Origin of the sequence: Lysinibacillus sp. NPDC096212 (assembly GCF_044763105.1) — a bacterium.
In the GTDB taxonomy this organism is placed as follows: domain Bacteria; phylum Bacillota; class Bacilli; order Bacillales_A; family Planococcaceae; genus Lysinibacillus.
This window is the reverse complement of the sequence record NZ_JBIWFQ010000004.1, coordinates 87,265-100,149: the sequence shown is the minus strand read 5'-3', so window position 1 is coordinate 100,149 and position 12,885 is coordinate 87,265. Positions and strand designations below refer to the sequence as shown.

At 38.4% G+C, this 12,885-nt stretch carries 12 protein-coding genes; 7 read left to right on the top strand and 5 right to left on the bottom strand.

The features are described 5' to 3' along the window. Positions 1-12 precede the first annotated feature (12 nt). From ACIQ7T_RS05410 to ACIQ7T_RS05390, 5 genes are all read left to right on the top strand, one after another. A complete protein-coding gene (locus ACIQ7T_RS05410) occupies positions 13-1,263 on the top strand; it encodes a glutamate-5-semialdehyde dehydrogenase (protein WP_370077465.1) in 1,251 nt (416 codons plus the stop codon). 591 nt (positions 1,264-1,854) lie between these two features. Then, positions 1,855-2,733 (top strand): DMT family transporter, encoded by an 879-nt coding sequence (locus ACIQ7T_RS05405; protein ID WP_370077463.1) that lies wholly within the window; start codon positions 1,855-1,857, stop codon positions 2,731-2,733. Between the two features lie 463 nt (positions 2,734-3,196). Next, on the top strand, positions 3,197-4,171 hold the full coding sequence (locus ACIQ7T_RS05400) for a carbohydrate kinase family protein (protein WP_370077460.1): 975 nt from the start codon (positions 3,197-3,199) through the stop codon (positions 4,169-4,171). A 33-nt stretch (positions 4,172-4,204) separates the two neighbouring features. Then, a complete protein-coding gene (locus ACIQ7T_RS05395; protein WP_370077458.1) occupies positions 4,205-4,594 on the top strand; it encodes an RDD family protein in 390 nt (129 codons plus the stop codon). Between the two features lie 61 nt (positions 4,595-4,655). Next, positions 4,656-5,420: an aminoglycoside 6-adenylyltransferase gene (locus tag ACIQ7T_RS05390; RefSeq protein ID WP_402869036.1), complete on the top strand. Its 765-nt coding sequence runs from the start codon at positions 4,656-4,658 to the stop codon at positions 5,418-5,420. A gap of 63 nt (positions 5,421-5,483) precedes the next feature. Here the strand turns inward: ACIQ7T_RS05390 and ACIQ7T_RS05385 are convergent, their stop codons facing one another. Then, positions 5,484-5,924 (bottom strand): GNAT family N-acetyltransferase, encoded by a 441-nt coding sequence (locus ACIQ7T_RS05385; RefSeq protein WP_370077454.1) that lies wholly within the window; start codon positions 5,922-5,924, stop codon positions 5,484-5,486. Between the two features lie 245 nt (positions 5,925-6,169). Here ACIQ7T_RS05385 and ACIQ7T_RS05380 point away from each other — a divergent pair, with 245 nt between their 5' ends. Both ACIQ7T_RS05380 and ACIQ7T_RS05375 read left to right on the top strand, forming a co-directional pair. Beyond that, entirely contained in the window at positions 6,170-6,622 is a 453-nt protein-coding gene (locus ACIQ7T_RS05380; protein WP_370077452.1) for a MarR family winged helix-turn-helix transcriptional regulator, read from the top strand. Positions 6,623-6,895: 273 nt separating this feature from the next. Beyond that, positions 6,896-8,533: a PucR family transcriptional regulator gene (locus ACIQ7T_RS05375; protein WP_402869034.1), complete on the top strand. Its 1,638-nt coding sequence runs from the start codon at positions 6,896-6,898 to the stop codon at positions 8,531-8,533. Here ACIQ7T_RS05375 and ACIQ7T_RS05370 read toward each other — a convergent pair. From ACIQ7T_RS05370 to ACIQ7T_RS05355, 4 genes are read right to left on the bottom strand one after another with little or no spacing between them, the layout of a single operon-like run. Further along, positions 8,522-9,349 carry an ABC transporter permease gene (locus ACIQ7T_RS05370; RefSeq protein WP_370077449.1) on the bottom strand — a complete coding sequence of 276 codons (828 nt, stop codon included), beginning with the start codon at positions 9,347-9,349 and terminating at the stop codon, positions 8,522-8,524. The genes ACIQ7T_RS05375 and ACIQ7T_RS05370 overlap by 12 nt on opposite strands. A gap of 12 nt (positions 9,350-9,361) precedes the next feature. Next, a complete protein-coding gene (locus ACIQ7T_RS05365; protein ID WP_370077447.1) occupies positions 9,362-10,303 on the bottom strand; it encodes an ABC transporter permease in 942 nt (313 codons plus the stop codon). A 17-nt stretch (positions 10,304-10,320) separates the two neighbouring features. Continuing rightward, a complete protein-coding gene (locus ACIQ7T_RS05360; RefSeq protein ID WP_370077445.1) occupies positions 10,321-11,868 on the bottom strand; it encodes an ABC transporter substrate-binding protein in 1,548 nt (515 codons plus the stop codon). Between the two features lie 18 nt (positions 11,869-11,886). Next, entirely contained in the window at positions 11,887-12,858 is a 972-nt protein-coding gene (locus tag ACIQ7T_RS05355) for a P1 family peptidase (protein ID WP_402869225.1), read from the bottom strand. Positions 12,859-12,885 lie beyond the last annotated feature (27 nt).

Sequence of the window (12,885 nt, the reverse complement as noted above, 5' to 3'; positions counted from 1 at the left end):
GGAGGAATTCACATGACAAGTGAAGTTCAACAAAAAGGAAAGCTAGCAAAAGCCGCCAGCTATATTTTAAATATTAAAACAACTTGTGAAAAAAATGAGGCTCTCACAAAAATTGCTGAGCAATTAATCATCGACCAAGATACTATTATTGCTGAAAATGCAAAGGATTTAGCTCATGGCAAGCAACAAGGAATGCCCGCTTCTACACTTGATCGCATCATGCTAAACAAAGAACGAGTGGAAGCTATGTCAAGTGCTATTCAGTTACTTGTTGAATTAAATGATCCAGTAGGTAGTCTTTTAGAGCGAATAGAAAAAGATAATGGACTATTGATTGAAAAGCGTCTAGTGCCTATTGGCGTTATCGGGATGATTTACGAGGCGCGACCTAATGTTACAGTGGATGCGGCAACATTATCATTGAAAACAGGTAATGCAGTCATTTTACGTGGTAGCTCTTCTGCCAAATTTTCTAATGTAGCACTTGTGGCAAGTATTCATCGTGCACTTAGCAAAACGTCTATCCCTGTAGGCGCTGTACAATTAATCGAGGATACGAATCGTGAAACTGTCAAAGAATTATTCCATTTAAAAGAATACTTAGATGTATTAATTCCTCGTGGCGGAAAAGCACTTATTGATTTAGTAGTAAATGAAGCCACTGTACCAGTACTAGAGACAGGTGCTGGCAACTGTCATATTTATGTGGACCATACGGCCGATTACATAAAAACAGAAAAAATTTGTATCAATGCGAAAACGCAACGCCCATCGGTTTGTAATGCAGCCGAAAGCTTACTTATTCATCCTGATTGGTTTAAGGAGCACGGCAAACAGCTACTAAGTGCTATGCATCAAGCCGGTGTGACAATTATTGGTGATGAAACCGTTTGTCAAGCTCTTGAATTCGCTCAACTAGCAACAGCTGAAGACTATGCAACTGAATATTTAGATTTAAAGATCAGCGTTAAAATTGTGGAAAACGTTTATGAAGCAATCGAACACATTAATAAATACGGCACGAACCACTCTGAAGCCATCATGACTGAGGATCAGTTAGTAGCAGATACGTTCTTAAATAGCGTGGATGCTGCAGCTGTTTATCACAATGCCTCCACTCGCTTCACAGACGGCTTTGAATTCGGCTACGGTGCAGAAATCGGCATTAGTACGCAAAAATTACACGCTCGGGGACCAATGGGTTTACCAGCATTAACATCAACAAAGTATTACATTCACGGTAACGGCCAAATCCGAGAATAATTGTAGAACTATTAATGAAGAGCCGACAGCGTATGTCAACTGTCGGCTTTCTTTCCTTATTTTTGAACCTTAAGGATTGATAGATTTGTAAAGGTGCTGGGGCGTCTTCTATCTGAGTAGATTCTACTGTTAACTCAGCGGGTTCAGACTATACCTGAACGAATTCTTCTCATCAGCCGAACGGTTCTAGACTATGCTTAGGTGGATTCTTCTCCAAGCTGAGTAGTTCGAGACTATACCTGTGCGAATTCTTCCCTTAGTCGAGCGGTTCATGCCTTTACCTGAGCGATTTCTTCTCTTAGCCGAGCAGTTCCTTACTCTACCTTAGCGGATTCTTCTCTTAGCCGAGCAGTTCCTCACTCTACCTGAGCGATTTCTTCTCTTAGTCGAGCGGTTCATGCCTTTACCTGAGCGATTTCTTCTCTTAGTCGAGCGGTTCCAGCCTTTACCTGAGCGATTTCTTCTCTTTGCCGAGCAGTTTCTTACTCTATCTGAGCGAATAACTTTGAGAACGGGGCGAAATAACGTTAAGTTTCCCCTACTTCCACAAGCGACAAAAATTATAATAATTTTATAGAAAGAAGGTTTTGGATGAACATTTCAGCGATTATCAAACTAACTGTTTCAATGGCCCTTTTTGGCTCTATTGGATTTTTTACCGTTCATACTGGCGTACCTGCTACCGAGCTAGTATTTGTTAGATGTATTTGTGCTACCCTCTTTCTAGGAGGAATGTGGCTGATCACAGGTGGTCACAAAACGGAAATATGGGATAAAAAGGAGATATTACGTACACTTCTATGCGGTGTCTTTATTGTCTTAAACTGGGTATTTTTATTTAAAGCCTTTGAAGAAATGTCCATTTCCATTGCCATTTCTATCTATAATTTAGCACCAATATTCGTATTAATATTTGGCGCGTTGTTTTTAAAAGAAAAGATGACTATTCAAGCATTGCTAGCAACAGTTACTTGCTTTATCGGCAGTATGCTCATTATTGGTTTAAATAATTTTATGACACTCTCTGAATTTATGAAATCAGGTTTTATTTGGGCATTACTGTCTGCATTGTTTTACGCGTTTACGATGCTTACAAGTAAAACAATCACAAAGCTTAGTTCCTATGCCTTAACATATATCCAAACTGCAGTTGGAATTATCATACTATTGCCATTTGTTAATTTTTCGTTATTTGATGGCTTAACGACAACAAACTGGCTATATATTTTAGGAACAGGCTTTATTCATACAGGATTTGTTTATTATTTATTTTTTGATAGTATTCGTAGCCTCTCTACTATTCTAGTTTCAGTATTAGTATTTGTTGACCCAGTAGTGGCTATATTGCTTGATATGCTGTTGCTTGATTTTATGCCAAGCTTCATGCAAACAGTTGGTATTGTATTAATTTTTGGTGGCATTTTTTACACAATTTACGTACCGAAGAAAAAGCGTGTGCCTCAGACTTAATCCTTATTTATCTTCATTCAGCGGATGTTTTTTGTGGCGAAAGCGACGCGTCAGCTACAGAAGACTCCCACCTTTAAAGGTGAAGAGATGAATGTGGGTGTGCTTCCTTTTCAGTGGATATATTCTCACACAGACTGGAATAGAGGAACTCAGTCTAAGAACGCCAAGGGCAAGGTGACGGAAAGGTCGAGAAAAGCGACGGATTGAAATGAAGGCGACGGAACGGACTGGCAGAACGACAGATACAAAGCGCTTTGTGACGGAAAGGTCCAGCAGAGCGACGGATTGAAATGAAGGTGACGGAACGGACTGGCAGAGCGACGGATGTAAAGCGCTTTGTGACGGAAAGATCCAACAGAGCGACGGATGCAAAGCGCTTAGTGATGGAAAGCCCACGTCATGTGGCAATTTTTCTGTGCGAAAGAAAAGCGACAGCAACATTTTATTTAAAGGAGATTATTCCGTGAGTAAACTTTATGCAATTGGTGAATTATTAATTGATTTTACACCTACTGAACAAAATGCTTCCCTTGCTACAGTTGAGCAATTTACTAAAAATGCTGGTGGGGCTCCTGCCAATGTTGCAGCTGTTTGTGCAAAACTCGGGCAACAAGCTGCCCTCATTACACAGGTAGGTCAGGATGCTTTTGGAGATTTTCTCGTAGAAACGTTAAAAAAAGCCGATGTCGATACGAACTATATTGTTCAAACAGATAAGGGTGAAACGAGTCTAGCTTTTGTTTCCCTGACAAGTGATGGAGGCCGAGATTTCTTATTTTATCGTCGCCACGCAGCAGATTTACTTTACAACAAAGAACAACTCCCACCTAATTTATTAACAGATCACGATATTGTTCATTTTTGTTCAGTTAATTTAGTGGAAAGCCCTATGAAACATGCACATATGGCATTGATTGAACAAGCCCATCAGGTAGGTAGTCTTGTTTCTTTTGATCCAAATGTTCGCTTGCCACTATGGAATGATGAGAAGGCATGTCGTCAAACCATTTTGGATTTTTTACCAAAGGCCCATATCGTTAAATTGTCCGAGGAGGAGCTTTTATTTTTAACAGCGATTGAGGATGAGGAAACAGCTGTCCATTCATTATTTCAGGGGAAAGTACAAGTAATTATAATTACTTGTGGCGCAGAAGGTGCAAGTCTTTATACTAAAAAGCTTCATGTAAAGATACCTGCTGACAAAGTTCATGCGGTTGATACTACTGGAGCGGGCGATGCTTTTATTGGTGCATTGTTAGCTATTCTCCTGAGCAAACAGATTACAGTGATCAATCTAGTCGAATTTTGTAAGGAGCAGGCTATTCCCCTTCTTACTTTCGCAAATCGATATGCAGGAGCTTCGACCGAAAAACATGGTGCCATTGCTTCTTACCTGACTAAGCGTGAATTGCCATTTAAAGATAATATGTTTTTTTAAATATTTCGCAACTTATTTCGAGGAGGAGAACTGGTGAACTCTATTTCAAAAAAACGAACAAAAGCATTTCTAATCGATATTGCTATTTCGTCGGCTGTCACAGCTGGCGTGGAGTATATCCTCCGAAAAAAGGTAAAAAACGAGGCGATTCATGCCATCGTTACACCGACAGTCGTTATGTGGTCACTTGAATTAGCACAATTACGTAAAAAAGGGCAAACAGTTGGCTACAAAAAAATGGGACTAGTTCTCGAAAATAAAATTGGGACTAGGGTGACTTCCTCCCAAATTATAAAACGAATAGCTTACCGTGACTCAATTAGCACATTCGATTACTTGAAAAATCCAAAAGCATTCGAACAACAAAATGGACAACTTCTTCCCCACGATAGCTTCTCAGGCACTATTGTTAAGGAAATCTAGCAAAATAAGGCTACTCAAAAATAACTTGGGTAGCCTGTTTTATTAAAAGGAGAGGATACACTTGAAATTAGATCATGTTGTTGAGGTTTTACTTGAAAGTCTAAAGGATGATCAATATATTGAAGCTGTATTTTTAAGAGGATCGATGGCTAGAGAAGAGCATGATGAATTTTCGGATATCGATATTTATTGCGTTGTGAATGAAGAAAACGTCGAAGCTTTTTTGCCCAACCGCAATCAACATATTGAAGCTTATAAGAAAACAATTTTTGTAGATGATATCTATATTATTGCTCCTCAGCTATTAGTCATATATGAAGATATGATTCATATCGATTTATTTACAGTAACTTCCTCTGAAATAAGTGAAAACGATGCGATTAAAATTTTATTTGATCCAAATGGGATCCTTACAGCAAAACAAAAGAATACTACTTTGTCATTAACTCCACTCGAATTTCAAGATGCTGTAGATGATACTGTCTGGTATTTGTATCAATATTATTGGAGTGCTCAACGTGGAAATGAGATTTGGAGTGTTCATTTACTGCGGAATAGTTTAGAACACTTCGCAAAAGTACTACTGCATAAGTATTGTCCTGAGCGGGCTTTACTTGGACTTAAAACGTTGTCTAATTCATTACCCACTGACCCATTACATGAAATAGTAGATATCATGAATTGTATGAGCCTTGTAACTCATGAGATGGCAGTAAAGAAATTAGTGAACGCCTTCAACAATGAATCAGATTGGATTTTTGAAAATGTGCCGAATAAAGAAAAAATTAAGCCATTATGGGGAAAAATAAAAGCGCTATTGCATTAAAATAAAATAGCAAACTAACATTAAACCTAGTTTGCTATTTTTTAAAATGAAAAATAAATACCACTACACCCTATTAAATTGTTTTTTCATTAAAATATGTGGGATGCCACAATCCATAAATTCTTCACCTTCACGCTTATAGCCTAATTTTTCATAAAAGCCTTCTGCATAGGATTGTGCGTTTAATTTATATTTTGTTAAACCTTTTTCAAGTGCTATGTCCTCTAAACTTTGGATAATCACTTTTCCTAAACCAAATTTGCGGAATTCTATTAATATACATATACGCTCTAGTTTGCCATAGCCATCAACAACTCGCAGTCTGCCTGTGCCAACAGGTTGTTCGTTATAGTACACAAGAGTATGATCACATGCTGCATCTAGTGTATCGAATTCATCAAATTCTTCTTCCTCTGGAACCTCTTGTTCCTCTATAAAAACTTTTTGGCGAATAGCAAATGCTGTTTGTAAATCTTGTTCATCTGTAATTTTTTTCGTGTTCATTTTAATATTCCTCCTTGTTTTTCGGAGCGTGCTCTCCGTTGGTAGACTTTGTTTTCCGGCGATAGAACCGTCTACTTCGCCGCTAAATCTGCTTGTTGCGCCGCTAAAGCCGTCCACTCCGCAACTAGAACCGCTTTGCAGAACCTCCACCTGTAGATAAGAAGTGAAATTTCCTTGCATGGATGATAATATATAGTATAGAGCATTTTTTATTGCAAATACAATAATTTTTTCGGAGGCAATCAATGAAGGAAATTTTGCGAGATATTGGTGCGATTGCAAGGGCACTTGATTCCATTAGTAATATTGAGTTTAAAGAACTTGATTTAACAAAGGGACAATATTTGTATGTCACCCGCATCTGTGAAAACCCTGGTATTATTCAGGAAAAGGTAGCTGAACTATTGAAGGTAGATCGCACAACCGCCTCCCGAGCGATTCAAAAGTTGGAGACAAAAGGTTTTATAGAAAAGCGTAATGAAATTGGCAATAAGAAAAACAAACAGCTTTTCCCGACAGAGAAAAGTCTCAAGATTTATCCATTGTTAAAGCGAGAAGGTGACTATTCGAATGCTAGAGCATTAGATGGTTTTTCTTCTAATGAAATTGACAGTATTCACGACTTATTAATTCGTATTCGTCAAAATATTGAAACTGATTGGGAGTATGTAAAGAAAGGTCATACACGAAATTATTAAAGGTGATTCCATACGCTTCTGAGCATTTGGAAACGCCTTTCTTTGCATCAGAATCCCTTTTATATACAGCGATCATAAATAATGTCGAAGTGAGCTCCCTCCCCCTACGTTCAGTGCCTTTAAGTGTAGTATGATCGCTTCACGCCATACATCCGTCCGCCCCCTATCCCCGAGATCCCTTATTCACCGACTTAACTCTTTTATTCTATTAATGTTGAAATTTTCTGATTAATCAAACATAATTATTGTACATTCGAAGGGTAGGTGCTTATTATGTCGAAACATCCTCTACTTGTACGTGATGTATTAAAGCGAAAGCATTTTGAATCTGCCAAGCTAATCGCAGGACAACAAGGCCTAAATCGACAAGTACTATGGACACATATTTTAGAAATAAAAGATTTTGATACTTTAATAAATGGTGGTGAGCTCATTTTAACAACTGGTGTAGGTTTACAGTTAGAGCGTGAAACACAAATTGCTTATTTACAAAATCTTATCCGTAACGGTGCTGCAGGTCTTTGTATTGAAATTGGTGATTATTTTGACTATGTCCCTGTAGAACTGGTTACAATGGCTAATACTCATGATTTTCCTATCATCATTTTTGAAGAGGTTGTAAGATTTATCGATATTACGCAGGATCTACATACGTACATTATTAATCATCACCAACAAGCATTAACACAGCTAGATGCAATATCAAAGACTTTTATGGAATTGTCGTTAATGCCAAATGGTATATTAAAAATTTTACAGGTGCTTCATCAAGATACCGATGCATTATTTTTATTTGTCTCCGAAGATACAAAAAGCTTCTATTATCCAATAGAAGCCAAAAAGTATTTACAAGTTATGGAGGAGCATTGTCAGCAACTAGAATTACAAGAACCCATCCAACGACTATCCATTGACAAAGATCATTTCGTTATCATTCCAGTCAATGGACTAGGACAAGTATGGGGCTATTTATGTATGCATTCTGCACTGCCGAAGCCAAGTGATTATACATTGTTAAATCTTGAACGTGCAACGATGTCGATTGCCCAAATTTTGATGCGTAATCGAATGCTACAGGAGCGGCAGCAAAGTCGTGAGGATGAATTTATCCTCGCCTTAATACAAGGAGAACCTATTGATCTTCAGTATTATCAAAGTTATTTGCCACTGGAAAGTCGCAACCTATTTTATCGCGTAGTCGTGTTTAATATGCTTGATTATGCCAATACCTTTTCAAAGGAAGATTGGCAAGAAATACAGCTACAAAATGTTATGTTTGTTCGTTCCATCCTAAAAAAATTTGGCTTTTTCCCTACCGTTTCTGTACGACAGCATGAAATTATTATCCTTGCATTTTACATTGCAGCAGATAATATGGAGGAAAATCGTGACTCTTTCAACCAAGCTATACAGCAGATTATTGTTCGAAAAACACCACAGCTTTTCGAGCAAATAACCCTTACCTTTGGCATAAGCAATGTTTATCAATCCATAAATAGCGTACAACAAGGCTATAAAGAGGCAAAAACAACCATTCAAATGCAACACAATGAACTTACTTCTTCTATTTACTACAAGGATTTAGGTGTTTACAGATTGTTATTACATCAGGATCATGCTGTCCTTTTGCAATACGTAAAAGATTATTTACAAGAAATACTATTGATTGATCAAAAGAATGGTAACGACCTTTATCAAACGCTCTGTGTTTATTTAGCATGCAATGGTGCCAAAAATGATACTGCTGAACAATTATTCATTGTCCGCCAAACACTCTATAAACGAATTGAACGACTAGAAAATATTTTAGGTGCTGATTTTTTACAGGCCCCACATCGTCTCAATATAGAAATAGCGGTGAAGGCCTTTGAATTATTGAAAAAAACAGCACCTGATATTTTACGCTTTTGAACGCGGATCCATAAAATCGCGTAATGCATTGCTAAGCATATACAAACCTAATACAAGTACTGTAATGGCTCCCCCTGGCGCATAAGTATACCAAGGGGCTCCAACTAAATAAGCTTGTGAGTCTTTTAACATTCGTCCCCAGCTAGGGTTTGGTGGCTGCACGCCAAGCCCTAAATAACTCAGTGCCGCTTCAGCAAGCATCGCAGTCGCAAAAGTTACAGTTGCGGCGACGATAATCTGCGATGAAATATTGGGTAATATATGGCGAAACATAATGCTATAAGGTTTTACGCCGATTAACTTTGCAGCTAAGACATATTCATTGTCACGATGTTGGACGAAACCACTACGTGTAATCCTGGCAATGGCCGGTATGGCTATAATGCCTAATGCAATAGCTGTATTAACAATCCCTGGTCCAAATACCGCTACGAGCATTAAAGCTAATATTATTCCTGGAAAAGCCATTAGTGCATCCATCATGCGCATAAAGATTTCATCGATCCAGCCACCTACATACCCCGCTATACCACCAATTAAAATACCAAAAATTGTTCCGATAGATACCGTTAGTAGACCGACTGCAAAGGCCGTTTGTGTTCCTTTCATCATACGGCTAAAAATATCACGACCAAATTCATCCGTACCAAAAAGATAATCACTACTTGGGCTTTGTAATTTTTGAGGTATATTCATCGAGTTTACATCATGTGGTGTATAAAAAAAGCTGATAATCATTATGATTAGAAAACCGACAATGACTAGTAGACCAATGATTAAATTGATATTTTTCATGTACCTTTGTATATTCTTCATCGTATCCACCTCTCATCGTAATCGGATTCTAGGATCTAACACAGAATATAAAATATCGACCATAAAATTGATCATGACCACTGCTACCGTAATATACATAACGATTCCCTGTACTAATGGAAAGTCACGATTACTAATTGCCGTGATGAGGAGTTGACCGACACCCGGTAGTGAAAATACTTGCTCCACAATAATTGTCCCTGCAACAACTTCAGCCATGATCAATCCAAATACCGTTAATATTGGAATCATCGAATTTTTTAAGACATGCTTATACATAACATTTTGCTCAGACATCCCTTTACTACGAACCGTACGCACATAATCGAGCTGAACTTGCTCTAAAATAGCCGTACGCACATAGCGGAAATTGACCGCAATTTGTGGAATCGCAATTGTTAACGCTGGCAGAACGAGTGTACTTAACGCTCCTGTTACACTTTGCGTCCACGGAATATACCCACTTATTTTAAAGAAGCTGAACTGCATGCCAATATACAAAATGAGTATCATCCCAAGCCAGAAAGAAGGAATGGCCATGCCAACTTGCGTCACTGTCGACAACGACACATCACTAAACTTATTTTGTCTTCTCGCTGCAAACATACCCAGTGGTAAGGAAATGAGTAGCACAATTAAGAGAGTGAGCCCAGCCAATGACATCGTTACAGGTAGTCTATCAAACAGTAATTCTTTTACTGGCATTGAAAAACGAATGGAATTTCCTAATTCCCCTGTCAATAATCCCTTCATCCAATCTGTATATTGCACGTAAAGGGGGCGATTCAAGCCAAGCTCTGATCGCAAATTTTCAATTTGTGTGGGATCCGCTTCAGTGCCTAACATTGTCCGAACCGGATCACCAGGTAAAATTTGAAAAACACCGAATGTAATGATCGACACTAGAAGGATGGTTGTTATTAACAGGATGAATCGACGTAATATATACATCATCTAGCTCTCATCCCTTTCTAGTTAGAAAATTTAACCTCAGACATATCATGGAACCAGAATGGATAGTTCTTTAACCCAGTAACGTTTTTATTAGAACCCCAAACAATTTGATAATCTGCGATGTAAACCGCTACTGCCTGCTCAGCTAAAATTTCCTGTGCACGATGGTAATAGTCAATTTGTTTTGCCTGATCTCTTTCTTTTAAAACATTTGCCATAATTTTGTCGTATTCATTATTTCTAAATTTGAAGAAGTTTTCACTATCATTTGATGAAATGTAATCATTTAAAATATCATAGGCAGAGGCACGACCTGTTAAATCGATCGTTGTCATTTGATAGTCGCGACCAAAGTAAACTCGGTCTAGCCAAATGCCCCACTCTACTACTTCAATTTCCACATCAATACCGATTTCCTTTAAATTAGCCGCTACGATTTGCGCGATATTTGAATACATATCATTATGCGAAGACACTGTAATTTTCGTTTTAAAGCCATTAGGATATCCCGCTTCTGCTAATAATGCTTTGGCTTTTTCCACATCACGCTTATACATATTTTCTAAGCCTTTCTTTTGATAGTCCCCCATCGCCGGACTCATATTTGAACCAAGTGGTACAGCATAGCCTGCAAATACTGAATCGATAATATCGGACTTATTAATAGCGTAGTTAATTGCTTGACGGACCTTTACATTATCAAAAGGAGCTTTCGTTTCATTAAATGTAACGATTAATGATGAGTTATTATTTTGATGAGATAAGTTATAGTTATTTTCTACTTCACTTACGCGCTGCCAAGGTACACTCGTTAAATCGACTTCATTGGCCATTAAACTCATAATCGCCGCTTGATCATCCGATTGGAAGGTAAACGTCACTTTATTCAAGTATGGTAACCCTTCCTTCCAGTAGTGTTCATTTTTCTTCAATTCTAAATTAGAGCCTGGAGAGTATTTTACATAAGCAAATGGTCCAGTACCTATTGGGTTTTCATTATGTTTTCCATCATTGCTTTTTGGTAAGATGGCTGATTGTCGAGCAGTTAATGAATATAAGAAGTTAGAGTTTGGCTCCTTTAGCTTAATCACAAATGTATTGGCATCTGGTGCTTCCGTTGACGCAACATTATCAAAACTGTTTGACATCTTTTCGCCACCGTTTTTCCCCATTAAACGATCAAATGAATACTGAATATCCTCAACAGTTAAATCCTCACCATTATGAAATTTCACACCCGGACGAATTTTGAATGTATATGTTAAACCATCGTCAGATATTGCATAGCTTTCGGCTAACCCTTCTTTTAAAGTACCATCTGTTTCAGGTGCCATTAGTCCTTCAAAAATATTGAGTATCATTTGGTACGAAATAGATGCTGTTGCTTTATGTGGATCTAAAAAATCTGGGTCATCATTTATACGTACCACGATGTCTTGAGGTAAATCTGCTTCGGATTTCTCTTTAGAACTTTCATCTTTTTTGTCATCATTTGAACAGGCACTTACTAGTAAAACTACTATCAATGTCAACAACAGCATCAACCACTTGTTCTTCAGTCTCATGTCCTTTCCTCCTATTCATTATGTGCTCATTATTTGAATGCTTTTATAGCTTTCTACTTCAACTAATTTATCAGCAGCTTTAATGCCAGCAATGATCGCTTCCTCCATAGCTCTTGTAGCCAAATGGCCCAAATAGTCAACTGGATATGTTTTATCTCCTGTACCCAGCACGAAAATCGTATCTCCATCCAGCATTGTGTGAACAGGATAAATCGTCCGTGCGAGGGCATTTTGTGTAAGCTGGGCTATTTTTTTCGCCTCTGCTTTTGTCAGCCTGGCATTCACTGCAATGACACCGATTGTCGTATTCGTACCAGATAACCCTTCTGATTGCACATACTCCTCTAAATAAGTACAGCAATCAATCCATTCCCCTGTTTTCGGATTCCTTGCACCTGCTAGCGTTTCTCTCGTATTTGGATCTTTTACATCCCCAACAGCGTTGACAGCAACGATTGCCCCAACTACAAAACCCTCTTTACCAGCTATAGAGGTACTACCTAGCCCCCCTTTCATACAAAATTGAGGGCCTGCCAATTTCCCTACAGTCGCACCATAACCGGCTCCAGTATTACCATTTGCAAATGGACCAACAACCGCACTCTTAGCCGCTTCATAGCCCATTGGAGCAGTAGGTCTTGTCTTTGGATCACCGATAAATAAATCGAATAGCACAGCACTAGGAACAATTGGAATGGTAGCAATACCTGCATCCACACCAATACCCTGTTCCTCTAAAAATTGCATGACTCCGGTCGCAGCATCCAATCCGAAAGCACTTCCTCCGGACAAGCAAATCCCATGTACATGATCAATTTCGTTAATAGGATCAAGTGCATCCGTCTCTCGAGTGCCTGGTGCTGAGCCTCTTACATCGACACCGCAAACTGCACCATTTTCCACTAAAATCGCTGTACAGCCTGTTATGCCTTCACTATTTTCTGCATGCCCAACTTTAACTCCTGGCACATCTGTAATATTTCCAAACATCAAACACACCTCACTCCACAAAAAAGA